Annotated in this window: 16 protein-coding genes; 12 read left to right on the top strand and 4 right to left on the bottom strand. The window is 69.8% G+C overall.

From position 1 onward, the window contains the following. Nucleotides 1-58: 58 nt before the first annotated feature. The 7 genes from G524_RS0101525 to G524_RS0101495 are packed head-to-tail and all read left to right on the top strand — an operon-like array spanning nt 59 to nt 7,910. Nucleotides 59-1,708 carry an electron transfer flavoprotein-ubiquinone oxidoreductase gene (locus G524_RS0101525; RefSeq protein WP_027442127.1) on the top strand — a complete coding sequence of 550 codons (1,650 nt, stop codon included), beginning with the start codon at nt 59-61 and terminating at the stop codon, nt 1,706-1,708. Nucleotides 1,709-1,716: 8 nt separating this feature from the next. Beyond that, the gene (locus G524_RS0101520) at nt 1,717-2,520 is read left to right on the top strand and encodes a 4-(cytidine 5'-diphospho)-2-C-methyl-D-erythritol kinase (RefSeq protein ID WP_027442126.1); all 804 of its coding nucleotides are present in this window, start codon (nt 1,717-1,719) and stop codon (nt 2,518-2,520) included. Beyond that, nucleotides 2,517-3,233: an N-formylglutamate amidohydrolase gene (locus G524_RS0101515; protein WP_027442125.1), complete on the top strand. Its 717-nt coding sequence runs from the start codon at nt 2,517-2,519 to the stop codon at nt 3,231-3,233. Before G524_RS0101520 ends, G524_RS0101515 begins: the two co-directional genes overlap by 4 nt. Nucleotides 3,234-3,276: 43 nt before the next feature. Then, entirely contained in the window at nt 3,277-4,998 is a 1,722-nt protein-coding gene (ilvD, locus tag G524_RS0101510) for a dihydroxy-acid dehydratase (protein ID WP_027442124.1), read from the top strand. Beyond that, a complete protein-coding gene (locus G524_RS0101505; protein ID WP_156893972.1) occupies nt 4,979-5,332 on the top strand; it encodes a hypothetical protein in 354 nt (117 codons plus the stop codon). The genes ilvD and G524_RS0101505 overlap by 20 nt, the downstream gene beginning before the upstream one ends. Beyond that, nucleotides 5,329-6,717: an NAD(P)H-hydrate epimerase gene (locus tag G524_RS0101500; protein WP_027442122.1), complete on the top strand. Its 1,389-nt coding sequence runs from the start codon at nt 5,329-5,331 to the stop codon at nt 6,715-6,717. Before G524_RS0101505 ends, G524_RS0101500 begins: the two co-directional genes overlap by 4 nt. Further along, nucleotides 6,714-7,910 carry a class I SAM-dependent RNA methyltransferase gene (locus tag G524_RS0101495; protein ID WP_027442121.1) on the top strand — a complete coding sequence of 399 codons (1,197 nt, stop codon included), beginning with the start codon at nt 6,714-6,716 and terminating at the stop codon, nt 7,908-7,910. The genes G524_RS0101500 and G524_RS0101495 overlap by 4 nt, the downstream gene beginning before the upstream one ends. Here G524_RS0101495 and G524_RS0101490 read toward each other — a convergent pair. The 4 genes from G524_RS0101490 to G524_RS14630 are packed head-to-tail and all read right to left on the bottom strand — an operon-like array spanning nt 7,907 to nt 10,745. Then, the gene (locus G524_RS0101490) at nt 7,907-8,695 is read right to left on the bottom strand and encodes a hydrolase 1, exosortase A system-associated (protein ID WP_027442120.1); all 789 of its coding nucleotides are present in this window, start codon (nt 8,693-8,695) and stop codon (nt 7,907-7,909) included. The two genes, G524_RS0101495 and G524_RS0101490, sit on opposite strands and share 4 nt — an antisense overlap. Continuing rightward, nucleotides 8,692-9,384: an alpha/beta hydrolase family protein gene (locus G524_RS0101485; RefSeq protein WP_027442119.1), complete on the bottom strand. Its 693-nt coding sequence runs from the start codon at nt 9,382-9,384 to the stop codon at nt 8,692-8,694. The genes G524_RS0101490 and G524_RS0101485 overlap by 4 nt, the downstream gene beginning before the upstream one ends. Nucleotides 9,385-9,405: 21 nt before the next feature. After that, a complete protein-coding gene (locus G524_RS0101480) occupies nt 9,406-9,705 on the bottom strand; it encodes an acyl carrier protein (protein ID WP_051220813.1) in 300 nt (99 codons plus the stop codon). Beyond that, nucleotides 9,702-10,745 carry a GNAT family N-acetyltransferase gene (locus tag G524_RS14630; protein ID WP_245561256.1) on the bottom strand — a complete coding sequence of 348 codons (1,044 nt, stop codon included), beginning with the start codon at nt 10,743-10,745 and terminating at the stop codon, nt 9,702-9,704. Before G524_RS14630 ends, G524_RS0101480 begins: the two co-directional genes overlap by 4 nt. A gap of 19 nt (nt 10,746-10,764) precedes the next feature. Between G524_RS14630 and G524_RS0101470 the strand changes: the two genes are divergently transcribed. The 5 genes from G524_RS0101470 to G524_RS0101450 all read left to right on the top strand — a co-directional run bounded on the left by G524_RS0101470 (nt 10,765) and on the right by G524_RS0101450 (nt 16,904). Next, entirely contained in the window at nt 10,765-12,306 is a 1,542-nt protein-coding gene (locus G524_RS0101470) for an acyl-CoA ligase (AMP-forming), exosortase A system-associated (protein WP_027442117.1), read from the top strand. Further along, nucleotides 12,303-13,529: a pyridoxal-dependent decarboxylase, exosortase A system-associated gene (locus G524_RS0101465; protein ID WP_027442116.1), complete on the top strand. Its 1,227-nt coding sequence runs from the start codon at nt 12,303-12,305 to the stop codon at nt 13,527-13,529. Before G524_RS0101470 ends, G524_RS0101465 begins: the two co-directional genes overlap by 4 nt. Nucleotides 13,530-13,722: 193 nt before the next feature. Continuing rightward, nucleotides 13,723-14,364: an XrtA/PEP-CTERM system exopolysaccharide export protein gene (locus G524_RS0101460; protein WP_051220863.1), complete on the top strand. Its 642-nt coding sequence runs from the start codon at nt 13,723-13,725 to the stop codon at nt 14,362-14,364. Nucleotides 14,365-14,380: 16 nt separating this feature from the next. Beyond that, on the top strand, nt 14,381-15,904 hold the full coding sequence (locus G524_RS0101455) for an XrtA system polysaccharide chain length determinant (protein ID WP_027442114.1): 1,524 nt from the start codon (nt 14,381-14,383) through the stop codon (nt 15,902-15,904). 16 nt (nt 15,905-15,920) lie between these two features. Then, the gene (locus G524_RS0101450) at nt 15,921-16,904 is read left to right on the top strand and encodes a nucleotide-binding protein (RefSeq protein ID WP_027442113.1); all 984 of its coding nucleotides are present in this window, start codon (nt 15,921-15,923) and stop codon (nt 16,902-16,904) included. Nucleotide 16,905: the final 1 nt, after the last annotated feature.

Below are 16,905 nucleotides of genomic sequence, written 5' to 3'. Positions count from 1 at the left end.
CAATTCGCCGGATTGTGCGGCGTGCGCGCCCAAACCGGCCAAGGATCAGGATAGCCCGATGAGCGAACGTGAATCCATGCCCTGCGATGTGGTGATCGTGGGCGGCGGCCCGGCCGGGCTTTCCGCGGCGATCCGGCTGAAGCAGATCAACCCCGAGCTTGAGGTGATCGTGCTCGAGAAGGGCTCGGAGATCGGCGCCCATATCCTTTCGGGCGCGGTGGTCGATCCCCGGGCGCTCGATGAGCTTTTGCCCGAGTGGCGCAGCATGGGCTGCCCCATGGCCGAAACCCCGGTGACCGACAATTGGCACTGGGTGCTCTCCAAGAGCGGCAAGACCGCGCTGCCCCATGCCTTGATGCCGCCGCTGATGAGCAATCACGGCTGCTACACCGGCAGCCTCGGCAACCTGTGCCGCTGGCTGGCCGAGCAGGCCGAGGCGCTGGGCGTGATGGTATTCCCCGGCTTTCCCGCGGCCGAGGTGATGATCGATGAAGAAGGCCGGGTTGCCGGCGTCATCACCCAAGACATGGGCGTTGCCGCCGATGGCAGCCACAAGCCCGATTACCAGCCGGGCATGGAGATCCACGCCAAATACACCCTCTTTGCCGAAGGCGCGCGCGGGCACCTCACCAAGCGGATGAAGGCCCGTTATGACCTTGAAGCCAATTGCTGCCCGCAGGTCTATGGCCTTGGCATCAAGGAGTTGTGGGACATTGATCCCAAGAAGCACGTGCCGGGCCGGGTGATCCACACCCAGGGCTGGCCGCTGTCGGAAAGCGACAGCTGGGGCGGGGGTTTCCTTTACCACCAGGCCAATGGTCAGGTGGCGCTCGGCTTCGTCACCGCGCTCGATTACAAGAACCCCTGGGTCTCGCCCTATCAGGAGTTCCAGCGCTGGAAGCAGCACCCGGCGATCCGCGAATATCTCGAAGGCGGCAAGCGCGTGGCCTATGGCGCGCGGGCAATCAACGAGGGCGGCTGGCAATCGGTGCCCAAGCTCGCCTTCCCCGGCGGCGCGCTGATCGGCTGCGCGGCGGGCTTCGTCAACGTGCCGCGGATCAAGGGCAGCCACACCGCGATGAAGAGCGGGATGCTGGCGGCCGAAAGCGTCGCCGCGGCGATCGCGGCGGGGCAGGAGAAGACCGAGCTTGCCGATTACGACGCGGCGGTGCGTTCAAGCTGGATCGCCACCGAATTGAAGCTGGTGCAGAACGCCCAGCCGGCGGTCGCCAAGTTTGGCGGCGATGTCGGCACGCTGCTTGCGGGCATCGACATGTGGATGCGCACCTTGAAGATCGGTCTGCCGATCAGCATGAAACACAAGCCCGATTATGCGCAGATGGGCCGCGCCGATCTCTATCCCAGGATCGACTATCCCAAGCCCGATGGGGTGATCAGCTTCGACCGGCTCACCAACGTCGCCTACAGTTACACCAACCACGCCGAGGATCAGCCCTGCCACTTGCAGGTCAAGGATCTGGCGCTCCAGGTGGAAAGCGAGCTTGGCGTCTATGGTGGGCCTTCGGCGCGCTATTGCCCGGCGGGGGTGTATGAATGGCTGACCGACGAGAAGACCGGCGCGCCCAGGTTCCAGATCAATTCGCAGAACTGCGTCCACTGCAAGACCTGCGACATCAAGGATCCCAACCAGAACATCAACTGGGTGACGCCGGAAGGCGGGGGCGGGCCGAACTATCCGAATATGTGAGCGGCGCCTTGCCGCTCAAGGAAACCGCCTATGCCAAGCTCAACCTCGCGCTGCATGTGCGGCGGCGGCGCGAGGACGGCTATCACGCGCTCGAGACCCTGTTTGCCTTTGTCGATGCGGGCGATGTGCTGAGGGCGTCGCCCGCCGATCAGGACAGCGTCACCACGCTGGGCGAATTTGCAGGCGTGCTCGACAACCCGCTCGACAACCTCGTCGCCCGCGCCCTCAACGCCCTGCCGCGCCCGCAGGGCCTTAGCGTGACGCTGGAGAAGAACCTCCCCGTCGCCGCGGGCCTTGGCGGCGGGTCGGCCGATGCCGGGGCGGTGTTCCGGATGGTCGAGGCGCTCCACGGCCTGCCCGATGACTGGCCCGTGCGCGCGGCCAAGATTGGCGCGGATGTCCCGGCATGCGTTTTGAGCCGCACCCATATTGGCCTTGGCACCGGCACCGAGCAGGCCGAGGTGGAAGACGATCTTGCCGGAACCCCGGTGCTGCTGGTCAACCCGCGCTTGCCGCTGGCGACCGGGCCGGTGTTCAAGGCCTGGGACGGGGTGGACCGCGGGCCGCTGCCGCAAGGCCCGGCGAGCCGCATCGCAAGGGAAGGGCGCAACGATCTTGAAGCCCCCGCCATCGGCCTGTGCCCGGTGATCGCCGAGGTGCTCGCCGCCCTGCGCGCCACCGGCCCCTGGCTTGCCCGCATGTCGGGCTCGGGCGCGACCTGCTTTGCGCTTTACGAGACGAGCGCGGCGCGCGACGCAGCCCGCGCGGCGATGCCGCAGGCGTGGTGGACCATGGCGGGGCGGCTGCGGTGAGCGGAGTCTTTCGCCAGATCGGCACGCCCGCGCCCGGCGGGATCGTCTGCGTGGTCGATCACGCCAGCAACCACGTGCCGGAAGATATCGACCTTGGGATCCCTGAGAGCCTGCTTGACGACCACATCGCGCTCGACATCGGCACCGCGGCGATCGCCGCGCGCCTCGCCCGCGATCATGCCATCCCCGCCCATCTTGCCGCGGTCAGCCGTCTCGTCTGCGATCTCAACCGCGAGGAGGATGCCCCCGGCCTCGTGCCCGAGGTGAGCGATGGGCATGCGATCCCCGGCAATATCGGGGCTGACCGCGAGCTGCGCCTCGCCCGCTTCCATCGCCCCTATCACAGCGCGCTGGCGGCGTGGCTCGAAGCGGCGCAGCCATCGCTGATCCTTTCGCTCCACTCCTTCACCCCGCGCCTTGCCAGCCGAGATGAGGCGCGCCCGTGGCAGGTCGGCGTGCTCTACAACACCTACGCGCGCGCCGCGCGCATCGCCATCCCGCTGCTGGAGGCCGAAGGGCTGATCGTGGGCGACAACCTTCCCTATTCGGGGCGCGATCTCAATTACACCATGAACCGCCACGCCGAAGGCAGGGGGCGCGCCTATCTCGGGCTTGAGCTGCGCCAGGACCTGGTGCGCACCCCTGCCGACCACGCCCGCTGGGCCGCGCGCATCGCCGGCATCGCGCAAAGGGTTGCGCAGCGGCTCGGCTGAAGGCAGGGGACATTGCGTCACACCCCGCGCAACAGGACATTCCATGTCGCACACCTTCGACAAGACCAGGCTGCCGAGCCGCCATGTCTCGCTCGGGCCCGAGCGCGCCCCGCATCGCTCCTATTACTATGCCATGGGCATGAGCGAGGAGGAGATCAACCGCCCCTTCGTTGGCGTGGTCAGCGCCGGGAACGATTCGGCGCCCTGCAACACCACCCTCAATGCCCAGGCCGATATCTGCCGCGAAGGGGTGATCGCCGGCGGGGGCACGCCGCGGCGGTTCAACACCATCACCGTGACCGATGGCATCGCCATGGGCCACCAGGGGATGAAAAGCTCGCTCGTCAGCCGCGAGGTGATCGCCGATTCGATCGAGCTTTCGGTGCGCGGCCATTGCTATGATGCGCTGGTGGGCTTTGCCGGGTGCGACAAGAGCCTGCCGGGCATGATGATGGCGATGCTGCGGCTCAACGTGCCGTCGATCTTCGTCTATGGCGGCTCGATCCTGCCCGGCACCTATCGCGGCGCGGATGTCACCGTGGTCGATGTGTTCGAGGCGGTGGGCCAGCACGCCGCGGGCAAGTGCCCCTTGAGCGAGCTGATCGCGCTCGAGAAGGTCGCCTGCCCGGGCCACGGCGCCTGCGGCGGACAATTCACCGCCAACACCATGGCCTGCGTGGGCGAGGCGATCGGATTGTCTCTGCCCAACAGCAATATGGCGCCTGCACCTTACAAATCGCGTGAGGAAATCGCGATTGCCGCGGGGCGCCAGGTGATGGAGCTGGTGGCGCGCAACCTGCGCCCGCGCGACATCTGCACCCGCGCCGCCTTCGAGAACGCCGCGCGGGTGGTGGCGGCCACCGGCGGTTCGACCAATGCCGCGCTGCACTTGCCTGCCATGGCCAATGAATGCGGCATCGAGTTTGATCTTTTCGATGTCGCCGAAATCTTCAAATCAACGCCTTACATCGCAGACCTCAAACCCGGCGGCAAGTATGTCGCCAAGGACATGCACGAGGCCGGCGGGGTCTATATGGCGATGAAGACGCTGCTCGATGGCGGCTTTCTCGATCCCAACCCCATCACCGTGACCGGCAAGACCATCGGCGAGAACCTCGAGGAGATCACCTGGAACCCCGATCAGAAGGTGTTCTATGACGTCAAGACGCCGCTTTCGCCCACCGGCGGGGTGGTGGGGCTCAAGGGCAGCCTTGCGCCCGATGGCGCGATCGTGAAGGTCGCCGGCATGGCGCGCCTGCAGTTCTCCGGCCCGGCGCGGGTGTTCGAATGCGAGGAGGATGCCTTTGCCGCGGTCGAGGCGCGCGAGATTGCCGAAGGCAGCGTGATCGTGATCCGCTATGAAGGGCCCAAGGGCGGCCCCGGAATGCGCGAGATGCTCTCCACCACCGCGGCGCTCTATGGCCAGGGCATGGGGGAGAAGGTGGCGCTGATCACCGATGGGCGCTTCTCGGGCGCCACCCGCGGCTTTTGCATCGGCCATGTCGGGCCCGAGGCGGCCGATTGCGGCCCGATCGCGTTGGTCGAGGATGGCGACATGATCCATATCGATGCCGTGGCGGGCACGATCGACCTCGACGTGCCCGAGGAGGTCCTGGCCGCGCGGCGGGCCCGCTGGCAGCCGCGCCAGAACGACTATGGTTCGGGGGCGCTGTGGCGCTATGCCCAGAACGTTGGCCCGGCGCGCTATGGGGCGGTGACCCATCCCGGTGCGCGGGAGGAAACCCATGTCTTTGCGGATATCTAGCGCGCTGCTGCTCGGCCTTGCCGCGGTGGCTTGCAGCGAGGCCAGCCCACCGCCACCGGGCGAGAAGGTGGCCTGCGCGATCGGGGGCGCGCGTGACTTTTCCGAGGTCTGCACGCTCGAGCGCGTGGCGGGCGGCGGTGATTTCGTCATCCACCATCCCGACGGCGGCTTTCGCCGCTTCACCCGCGATCCCGCCAGCGGCGCGCTGAGCGCTGGGGACGGGGCCGAGGCGCTGGTGCGCGAGGAAGGCGCGGCGGGCACGCTCGCCTTTGCCGTGGGCGCGGATCGCTATCGCGTTCCGGCAGAGCTGCTCGCTGCGTCCGCGCGGCCGTGAGCGCGGCGCAGATCCTCACCGCCGCGCAGATGCGCGCCGCCGAAGAGGCGCTGTTCGATGCTGGCACCAGCGTTGGCGAACTGATGGAGATCGCCGCCGGGGGCGCGGCCGAATGGGTGCGGCGCGCCGCGGCGGGCCGGGCGGTGACGGTGCTGTGCGGGCCCGGCAATAATGGCGGCGATGGCTATGTGATCGCGCGCCGCCTGCGCGAGGCGGGCAATGCCGTGACGGTGGTCGCGCCGCTCACGCCCACAACCGCGGCGGCGCAGGAGGCGCGGCAGCGCTGGGGCGGCGCGCCGAGCGCGCCCGAGGCGGCGAGGGGCGAAGTGCTGGTCGATTGCCTGTTCGGCTCCGGCCTCACCCGCCCGCTCGCCGGCGATCACGCGCGGCTGATCGCCGGCCTCGCCGCGCGCCACCGCCTCAAGATCGCGATCGATCTGCCCTCGGGCATTGCCAGCGACAGCGGCGCGGTGCTGGCCGAGGGCCTGCCATGCTTCGACCTCACCCTCGCGCTCGGCGCGTGGAAGTTTGCGCATTGGAGCCTGCCGGGCCGGGCGCTGATGGGCGAAAAGCGGCTGGTGCCGATCGGGATTGCTCCCGTGGCGGGCGCGGCACGGCTGGTGACGTGCCCCAGGATCGCCGCGCCGGGGCTTGAGGCGAACAAATATTCCCGCGGCTTGCTCGGCATTGTTGTGGGCGCGATGCAAGGCGCGAGCCTGCTTGCCGCTGCCGCCGCCCAGCGCGCCGGGGCGGGCTATGTCAAGCTGCTGGGCGCGCCGCCGGGGCTCGCGGCGCCGCCCGATCTCGTCGCCGATCATGCCCCGCTCGGCGCGGCGCTGGCCGATCCGCGGCTCGCGGCGGTGCTGATCGGGCCGGGGCTGGGCCGGGATGAGGCCGCGCGCGCGGCGCTCACCGCGGCGCTCGGCGGGGCGCGGGCGCTGGTGCTCGATGCCGATGCGCTGATGCTGCTCACCCCCGACCAGCTTCCCGCCGGGTTGCCGCTCATCGCCACCCCGCACGCGGGCGAGCTTGCCGCGCTGCTTGCCGCTTTCGGCATTTCCGGCGGGGATCGGCGCGCGCAGGTGCTGGCGCTGGCCCGGGCGAGCGGCATGGTGGTGCTGGCCAAGGGACCGGACACGCTGATCGCCGCGCCCGATGGCCGCCTCGCGCTCGCCCCGCCGGCGCCAAGCTGGCTTTCGGTCGCAGGCAGCGGCGATGTGCTCGCCGGGATCGCGGCGAGCCGCATGGCCTGCGGCGCCGATCCCTTCACCGCGGCCTGCGAAGCGGTGTGGCTCCACGGCGCGGCAGCCCGGGCGGCGGGGCCGGCCTTCACCCCCGCAGCGCTCGCCGCGCAGGTCTCCCACGCGCTGGCGGCCTGCCTGTGAGCGCGCCCGAGCCGATCATCCGCCTCGCCGCCAAGGGCGACGGGGTGACCGCCTCGGGCCGCCACGTTCCGGGAGCGGTGCCGGGCGATCTCATCGATGCGGCAGGGCAGGTGATCCCTGGCCCGCATCGCCAAACCCCGCCCTGCGAACACTTTTCAAGCTGTGGCGGGTGTCAGCTCCAACATGTTGACGAGGAAGCACTTGGTGCTTTCGTGCATGATCGCGTGGTGCATGCGGCAAGGGCGCAGGGGCTGGAGGCGCGGGAGGTGCTTTCCGTCCACCTTTCGCCCCCTGGCAGCCGCCGCCGGGCCGCGCTTCATGGCTTGCGCACCGCGGGCGGGGCGGTGCTGGGCTTTCGCGCGGCCGGCTCGCACCGGATCGTCGATCTGTCCGCCTGCCCGGTGCTCCACCCCGCGCTCGCCCGCCTGATCGGCCCGCTGCGCGCCTTTCTTGCCGCCTGGGGGCCGCGGGAGATGGTGGGGATCGACCTTGCCCTTGGTGATCAGGGGGTGGATGTCGCGCTCGGGCCGCTGGCGCTCGAGGGGCTGGAGGCGACCGAGGCGGCGCTTGCTTTCGCCCGGGAGCAGGGCCTCGCGCGGCTCGCGTGCGATCAGGGCTTTGGGGCCGAAACCCTGTGGGAGCCGGAGCCGGTGACCATCACCCTCTCGGGCACGGCGGTAAGCCTGCCGCCCGGCGCCTTCCTCCAGGCCACTGCTGACGCCGAGGCGCGGATGGTGGGCGATGCGGCGCAATGGCTCGCGGGCGCGGGCACGATCGTTGATCTCTTTGCCGGGCTTGGCACCTTTGCCTTCGGCCTTGCCGGTAGGGCGCGGGTGCTTGCGGTGGAGGCCGATCGCGCCGCGCATCTCGCGTGCAAGGCTGCGGGCGCGCGCGCTGGCGGGCGGGTGCTGGCGCTCCACCGCGATCTGTTCCGCAATCCGCTGCGGCCCGAGGAGCTTCAACGCTTCGATGCGGTGCTGCTCGATCCCCCGCGCGCCGGCGCCCGCGCGCAGGTGGCCGAGCTGGCGGCAAGCCGGGTGGAGCGGATCGTCTATGTCAGTTGCAACCCGTCAAGCTGGGCGCGCGATGCGGCGGTGCTGGCCGCAGCGGGCTATCGCCTCGCACGGCTGCGCCCGGTCGGCCAGTTCCGCTGGTCAACCCATGTCGAACTCGTCAGCCTGTTTCAGCGCTAGGTCTCGAGCACCGCGCGGATCTCGGCCGCAAGCCAATCGCGGTGCGCGGCTTCAACAAAAGCATGGCCCGCCTCGGGACAGCGGCGGATGCGCGGGTCGGCCCGGTCCCACGCGCTTTCGAACACCTGCGCGGTGCGGTCGGCCCCGGCCAGCAGGATGCGCACCGGCCCCGCGAAGCCGGACAGCCCCGCACGCATCTCGTCGGCGAGGCTCGACGGCGGTGGGGCCGGGCGCAGCGCCCGGGCAAGCCCGCGGGCGAGCTTGCCGAGATCGACCCCGCCGGTGATGAGGCGGGCGATCTCGCGCGGGTTCCTGAGCTTTTCGGCATAGCGCGCGCGGATCGCCGCGGGGGGCGGGGTGGGGTGCTCTGCGCCGCCCTGTTCCTCCTCAATCGTCCAGGGGTTGGAGAGCACCAGCGCATCGCAGCCGCCCCCGCGCGCCAGCATCAGCGCCGAGGCGGCATCGCAATTGCCGAAGCCAACGACCCGGCCAAGCTGCGGCGCGAGCGCGCGGAAGGTCTCAAGTGCGGCCCTTATATCTTTGTCTGAATGGCGAAAGCCGCGGTTATCGCCCTCGCTGTCACCAACCCCGCGGCGGTCGAAGCGGAACACCGGAAAGCCGACCGCGGCGATCCGCCGGGCCAGCTCGGCCTGACCGCTGAAGGCGCCGCTGCGGATCTCGTTGCCGCCCGAGACGATCAGCAGCCCGGTGCTGCCCGGCGCTGGATCGAGCGTGCCGGCGAGCATCGCTCCTTCGCAGGCAAAGGCAAGGTGCAGGCGGGTCATGCTGCGCCCCCGGCAAGATCCTGCGCGATCAGCGCGGCGAGGGCATCGGCCTGGGCCGCATCCTCATCGGGTTCGGCGCGCAGCCACAGGCCGCCGCCCGCGCCGAGCATGGCCTGCGTGACGGGGCGCTGGGCCGGGCCGGGCGCAGGCTCGGCGGTTTCGAGCGCGCGCAGCATTGGCGCGCCGATCGACCATCCGCCAAGCACCAGGCCCTGGCCGCGACCGATTTCGAGCAATTCTTCCGAAGTCTCGAAAATCCCGGCCTCGCGCGCGGCAAGGCTGCGGGCGCGCAGCATCGCGCGCAAGAGCTTCGGGCCGGAGAGCGCGGCATAGTGCCAGCCGGGCAGGGCGGGAGGGGCGATCAGGCATCCGGCGCGGATCGCCAGCACGTGGCTTGCCTTGCAGGCGGCCGCGGCAGCCTCGGCGGCGCGGCGCCAGCCATCGAGGCTTTGCTCAGCAAGTGGGGCGAGGCTCTCGTTGCAGCCGGGCAGATCGGGCAGGAAGCTGTCGATCCCGGCGCGATCGAGCCGCCGCATCACCTCGAGCGTGAAGCGCCTGAGCTTGTTTGCTTCGTCAAACCACGCGGGCAGCACCAGCACGCGCGCGCTGCGAGCGCGATCAAAGGCGATCAGCAGTTCCTCGCGCGGCGAGCCGCCTGCATCAGCCGGACAGAGCCAGGAGGAAATCACGGGGCAACCGGCCCGCGCAGGCTAGGCGGGGCGCCTCGCCTCGGCGAGCTTCGCCCGGGCAAAGTCCAGCAGTGCGCCATAGGTTTCGAGCATGGCGCCATCGACATCCTCGTCCTCGATGGTGATGCCGAGCCGGTCTTCCATCTCGGTGAGCAGCCCTGCCACCGCCATCGAATCAAGCTCGGGCAGGTGGCCGAACAGGCCGGTCTCCGGCCCGAAGGCGGCGGCGCGATCGGGATCGAGCCCGAGCACTTCGGCAATCAAGCCCTTCATTTCCCGATCGAGCGCGGCCTCGCCGTCAAGGATGGGAATGCTGGTCATCGGCAGTCTCGGTCCCCTGCCGGCCGCATCCGGGCGGCCGTGGGCGCGGGGCTTAGCCAGCCCCACGCAGGCGCGCAAGCCCTGCGCAAAAGGCGCTTGGCAAGCGCCGGCCAGGCGCGCGGGTCGGCAGGATCGAGGCAGTCGATGCGGTAACGCGGGCGGATGGTGTCCATCCAGTCGGCCTTGTAGGGCTGGTCGCCCGTGCCGAAATCGACCAGCTCCACGCCATCGACATCGATCACATGGGCAAACAGCGCCGCGGTGAGCGTGGTGCCGGCCGAAAGGTGCCGGTGGCTTTCGCGGTGGGCGAGCTTGTGGATGTAGGCGATGGCGTTCTCGACCGTCCAGCACTGGGCTGCCACTGCCTGGCCATCAGCGCGCGCGACGCCGAGCCGCAGCCGGCCCGCGGCGCCTTCGGCCTCGGCAAAGGCGCGCAGCATCGCCGGGTGATCCTCGGCCGGTTTCCAGCTTGCCGCATAGATCGCCTCATACTCGGCCCAGACGGCGGGATCGAAGCGGGTGAGCACCTGGGTTTCCACCTTGCGGCCCTTGCGCTTCACCGTGCTGCGCAGCGCCCCCGGGCGGCTCTGCCAATATTCGGCAAAGCTGCGCCCCTTGACCGCAAGCACGTGGTTGATGTCGCATTGCTCCACCGCCACCTGCCAGCCGGCGGCGCGAAAGGCGCGCGCGAGGCGGGCGGCCGAGCCATCCTCGCCCGGCACGGGTTCGAGCGTGACGCGCCAGCCGCGCGCGCGCAATTGCCGGGCGATCGCCGCAAGCAGAAGGTCGCCCGAAGGGCCGGGCGGGGCAAGCTCGCGCCAGGTGAAGCTGTACCAATTGCGCAGCGGCACGATCCGCCCGCCGCTTTCGGTGAGCGCGAGGGCCGCGCTGTTTTCGCCATCGCTGGCAAGCGCGATCAGCGGGACCAGCCCGGTTTGAGCGAGCAGCCCATACCACTCGGCCCGGTCGAACGGGGCGGCGGCGGGCGCATTGAGCGCTTGCAAGACATTAACGCTCTCGTGATACCGCGCTTCGATCACTGGAAAACCGCTCCTCATCATGGCCCAAGCCCCTGACCCCACCCCCTTCCCGCTCGATCACCTCGCCGAAAGGGCCGAGGCGGCGGGGCTGGGCGCGCGGCCGGCGCTGGTGCTGCGCGGGGAGGTGCTTAACCACAATCAGTTAAGACAGCGTGTGGCGCGCCTTGCCGGGTGGCTCGCTGCGATGGTGCCCGAGCCGGGTGCGCGGGTGGCCACCTGGGCGGCCAAGGGCGAGCTTTCCTGCCTGATGCCGCTCGCCGCGGCGCGCGCGGGGCTGGTGCATGTGCCGATCAACCCGCTGCTCAAGCGCGCGCAGGTGGCCCATATCCTTGCCGACAGCGGTGCGCGGCTGCTCATCGGCACGCCGTCACGCCTTGCCAGCCTGGCAAGCGGCGATCTGCCGCCCGGCTGCGCGGCGCTGGGCGAGGGCGAAGCTCTGGCCGCTGCCGCGGCGGCAGCGCGCGAGCTGGGGCCATCGGCAGCCGATCCCGAAAGCCTTGCCGCGATCCTCTACACCTCAGGCTCGACCGGGCGGCCCAAGGGAGTGATGCTGAGCCATGCCAATCTCTGGCTCGGCGCGGTGAGCGTGGCGCATTATCTCAACCTGGCCGAGGATGACGTGACGCTGGCGGTGCTGCCGCTGTCCTTCGACTATGGGCAAAACCAGCTGCTTTCCACCTGGTATGCCGGGGGCTGCGTGGTGCCGCTCGACTTTCTCTTTGCCCGCGATGTGGTCAAGGCCTGCGCCGCGCACGGGGTGACGACGCTTGCCGCGGTGCCGCCGCTGTGGGTGCAGCTGGCCGAGACCGACTGGCCCGCCGCGGCGCGCGCCGGCCTGCGCCGCCTCACCAACAGCGGCGGGGCGCTGACGGTCGATCTGGTGCGGCGCCTGCGCGCGCTGCTCCCCGAGGCGCGCCTGTTTGCCATGTATGGGCTGACCGAGGCCTTCCGCTCGACCTTTCTCGATCCGGCACTGATCGATCACCACCCGACCTCGATGGGTAAGGCCATTCCCTTTGCCGAGGTGCTGGTCATCAATGATGCCGGCGCGCTCGCCGCCGATGGCGAGGAGGGCGAACTCGTCCATTGCGGGCCGCTGGTGGCCAAGGGCTATTGGCGCGATCCTGCGCGCAGCGCCGAGCGCTTCCGCCCGGCCCCGGCAGCCTCCACCTATGGCGGCATGGCGGTGTGGTCGGGCGACAGGGTGCGGCGCGACAAGGACGGCCTGCTCTATTTTGCCGGGCGGCGCGATGCGATGATCAAGAGTGCCGGCAACCGCATCAGCCCGCAGGAGATCGAGGAGGCGGCGCTCGCCACCGGGCTGGTGGCCGAGGCGGTGGCGCTGGGGGTGGCCGATCCCCGGCTCGGCCAGGCGGTGCACCTGGTGGTGCGCGGCGATGTGGCGCGCGAGGCCGAACTGGCCGAGAAATTGCAGCGGGAGCTGCCCAATTTCATGCAGCCCAAGGCGATCCACTGGCGCGCCGCGCTGCCGCTCAACCCCAATGGCAAGATCGATCGCGCCGCGCTTCAGGCCGAGCTTGACCGGGAACATGCCTCATGAAGCCCGTCGGCCCCATCCCCTCCGGCTATGAGGTGATCGAAGGCGAACTAGCGATCGGCGGCAGGACGGCGCGCGCGCTGGTGGATGAGGCCGGGGGCACGCCGCTGTTCGTCTATTCGCGCGCGCATCTCGATGCCCGCATGGCTGAGTTGCGCGCCGCGATCCCGCCGCGGGTGAGGATCAACTATGCGGTCAAGGCCAATCCGCACCCGGCGGTGGTGGCGCACATGGGCAGGCTGGTCGATGGCTTTGACATCGCTTCGGCGGGCGAGCTTGCGCTGTGCATGGCCGCCGGGATCGATCCGGCGCGCATCAGCTTTGCCGGGCCGGGCAAGCGCGACAGCGAACTCGAGGCGGCGATTGCAGCCGGCGTCACGCTCAATTGCGAGAGCGAGGGCGAGGCGGCGCGCGCGCTGGTTATCGGCGCGCGGCTGGGCAAGGCGCCGCGGCTGGCGATCAGGGTCAATCCCTCTTTCGTGATGACCGGATCGGGGATGAAGATGGGCGGCGGGGCCAAGCCCTTCGGGCTCGATGCCGAGCGCGTGCCGGCTCTGGCGCGGCATGTCATCGCGCAAGGGGCCGAATGGCGGGGGCTGCACATCTTCACCGGCAGCCAGACGCTTGCGGCCGAGGCGATCATCGAGACCCAGGCCAATGTGCTGCGTCTTGCGGCCGAGCTTGCCGAGGCGATCGGCGCGCCGTGCCCCAAGCTCAACATGGGCGGGGGGCTTGGCATTCCCTATTTCCCCGGCGATACGCCGGTTGATCTGGCGCGGGTGGGGGCGGCGCTGGCCGAACGGGTGGCCGCTTTGCCCAGCGCACTGGCCGGGGCCGAGCTGTGCCTGGAGCTGGGGCGCTTTCTCGTTGGCGAGGCCGGGGTCTATCTCGCCCGCGTGGTCGATCGCAAGGTGAGCCACGGCGTCACATTCCTCATCACCGATGGCGGGTTGCACCATCAGCTGGCCGCCTCGGGCAATTTCGGCACGGTGGTGCGGCGCAACTATCCGGTGGCGATCGCCACCCGATTTGACGCCCCGGCGGAAGAAGAGGTCAACATCGTCGGCTGCCTGTGCACCCCACTCGATCGGCTGGCTGACAATGCGATGATGCCGCGCGCCGAGGTGGGCGATCTGGTGGCGGTGTTCTGCGCCGGGGCCTATGGCGCCAGCGCCAGCCCGGCGGCCTTTCTCGGCCATGGCCCGGCGGCTGAAATCCTGGTGTGAAACCGCCGCGTTAACCTGCGCCCAGCCGCTGTCCCGGAACGGGATGGGGCGGGATTTGGCGTTGTATAACTAACCAGATGTTCACCATTTCCAGCCAGAACCGACCCGACATGCCCGGAGGTCAGGTGTTGCAGGTCGCTCCTGCAGCATGGTGCAGGTCTCCCGGCAAGCACTGGCCAAGGATCCGCACATCATGTTCCACCGTCTGCCTCTCGTCCCGCTCGCCGCGCTGGGGCTGGCCGCGCCGCTTCTGGCCGCCTGTGCGGGCAGCGGCCCGCAGCTGCCCAGCGCCAGCTATTCGAGCAGCACCATCGCGCCAAGCGAGGAATACACCATCGGCCCGCTCGACGAGATCACCATCCATGTGTGGCGCAATCCCGAACTTTCCGCGGACAAGGTGCGTGTGCGCCCCGATGGGCGGCTGACCATCCCGCTGGTGCAGGACATCCCGGCGGTGGGCAAGACCGCCACGCAGCTGCAGGAATACATCGCCGCGGAGCTTTCCAAATATATCGAGCAGCCGATCGTCTCGGTGATCGTCAACGTGCCCGAGGGCAATTTCACCCAGCAGGTGCGGGTGATCGGGGCGACCGAGAAGCCCGCCTCGCTGCCCTTCCGCGCCAACATGACCGTGCTCGACGCGATGATCGCGGTGGGCGGCCTCAACGAATTTGCCGCTGGCAACCGTGCCAAGCTGATCCGGCTTGATCGCGAGAGCGGCAAACAGGTGGAATATCGCCTGCGCCTGTCCGATCTCATCCGCCGCGGCGATGCCAGCGCCAATGTGATGCTGATGCCGGGCGATACCATCATCATCCCCGAGAGCCGGTTCTAGGGCGGGCGCGGCGCCGATGAGCGAGCTTCTCGAGGAACTGCGCGCGGCGCTGTGGGCGGTCTGGCACCGCCGCTGGATCGCGCTCGCCACCGCCTGGGGCGTGTGCCTCATCGGCTGGCTGGTGATCTCGCTGATCCCCAATTCCTATGAATCGAAGGCGCGGGTCTATGTCGATGTGAAGGATGTGCTCTCGCGCCAGCTCGGCTTTGCCGGGGACGGCAAGGAGGAGATCATGCGGGTGCGCCAGACCCTTTCGAGCGCCAAGAACCTCGAAAAGGTGATCACCGCCACCCGGCTGGGCGAAGGCATCACCGAGCGCGGCGCGCTCGATGCGGCGATCGCCGAGCTCGACAAGAAGGTCAAGGTGACGAGCGAGCAGGACAACCTGTTCGAGATCACGGCAACGATCGGCCTGCGCAATCTGAGCGATGCGGAAAACGCGGTGCTGGCGCGCGATGTCGTGCAAAAGCTGCTCGACATCTTGCGCGAAGAGCACATCGTCGGCAACCGCGCCGGGATCAGCACCGCGATCGCCGATCTTGACCGCCAGCTCGAGGAACGCAAGCGCGAGCTGGAAGAGGCCGAACAGCGCCGCCTTGCCTTCGAGGCCCAATATCCCGATCTCGTCGGCGGTTCGGAGAGCCTCTCGAACAAGGTCCAGCAGGCCCGCGCCGAGCTTCGCGATGTCGAGGCCAATCTCGCCGCGGCCGAAAGCGCGCTCGCCTCGATCACCGCGCAGATCGCCAGCACCCCGCGCACCCTGGCGAGCACAGGGCGCGATGCCACCGGGCCCAAGGCCGCGCTGCTTCAGGCCCAGACCCAGCTTGCCGAGCTGCGCGCCCGCGGGCTGACCGACAACCATCCCGATGTGGTCGCCGCCACGCGCCAGGTGACGCTGCTGGCGAGGCAAGCCGCCGCGGCGGGGGATGATGGCGGCGGCACGCCCAATCCCGCCTATGCCTCGCTGGTGGCGATCCGCAGCGAGCGCCAGGCCAATGTCGAGGCGCTGCAGGCCCGCCGCGCCGCGCTCCAGAGCAATTTCGCCGCGCTGATGGCGAGCCAGGCGAGCGAGCCGGCCGTGGCCGCCGAGGCCAACCGCATCAGCCGCGACTATGACGTGCTGCGCAAGAACTATGAAAAGCTGCTCGAGGACCGCGAGGCGCTGCGCACCCGCGGCAAGGTCGAGGACAAAGCCAGCCAGTTCCGCTTCGACGTGGTTCAGCAGCCCAGCGTGCCGCAAAAGCCCGCCGCGCCCAACCGCCCGCTGCTGCTGCTGGGCGTGCTGGTGGTGGGGATCGGCGCCGGGGTGGCGGCGGCCTATGCCATGGCCCAGCTCAAGGCCGGCTTTGCCACGCCCAAGAAGCTCGAGGCCGCGCTCGCCCTGCCGGTGATCGGGGCGATCTCGCTCAACCTCTCCGATGCCGCGCGCGCGCTCGAGAAAAAGCGGCTGACGCAGTTCTTCGGCGCCTGCGGGGGGCTGCTGGCGGTGTTCATGGTGCTGATCGTGATCGAGGTGATCACGGTGCGCACGCTGGTCTGAGGCGGGGGGAGAGGCGATGACCGAACAGCGCAGGATCGACCCCGCCAAGGCTCGCCCGGCTTCGCTGCTCGAGCGTGCCGATGCGGCCTTCGGGCTTGGCCCGGTGGGCCGCGCGCCGCGGGTGCCGCCGGTGCCCGAGGCGCTGCGCCGCGCCCCGCTGCGCCCGCAGCCGGGGCCTGCGCCTGCCGGTGCAGCAGAACGTCCGCAAGGCGCCGCAAGCACGCGCCCAGCCGCATCTGCGCCGGCCCCCGAAGTGCCGCGCGCGGTGGCGCTGTGCGGGCCGATGGTGGCAATCGACCGCGATCACCTGCGCGCTGAGGGCCTGATCGTGCCCGAGGATCCGGTCACCGGCCTTCTCGAGGAGTTCCGCATCGTCAAACGCGAGCTCCTCGCCGATGCCCGCGCCTCCGCCTCGCCGCTGGCGCGCCGCATCCTCGTGTGCTCGCCCCATTCGGGCGAGGGCAAGACCTATTGCGCCACGAACCTTGCCATTGCGCTCGCCGCTGAGCCGGGACTCGAGGTGCTGCTGGTCGATGCCGATGTGGTCAATCCCGCGATCACCGCCAGGCTCGGCCTTCCCGAGGGGCCGGGGCTGATGGATGCGCTCGCCGATCCGGCGATCCGGCCCGAAACCCTGGTGCTGCGCAGCGACATTCCCGGCCTCTTCGTGCTGCCCGCCGGCAGCGCCACCAACCGCGATGCCGAACTGCTTGCCAGCGCCCGCACCGGCGCGGTGCTCGACCGGCTGACCGCCGGGACAAGCGACCGGATCGTGATCTTCGACACCCCGCCCGCGCTTGCCGCCTCGCCCGCGGCCGCGCTCGCCCAGCATGTCGGCCAGGCGCTGCTGGTGGTGCGCGCCGAGGAGACCGGGCGCGCCGCGCTCGAGGATGCGCAGCAGCTGCTTTCGGCCTGCGGGGATATCAAGCTGCTCTTGAATGCCGCGCGCTACAGCCCCTCGGGGCGGCGCTTCGGCACTTACGGCACGAGGGGGAGATAGC

Origin of the sequence: Erythrobacter cryptus DSM 12079 (assembly GCF_000422985.1) — a bacterium.
Taxonomy (GTDB): Bacteria; Pseudomonadota; Alphaproteobacteria; order Sphingomonadales; family Sphingomonadaceae; genus Erythrobacter; species Erythrobacter cryptus.
This window is presented reverse-complemented; position numbering and strand designations above follow the sequence as displayed.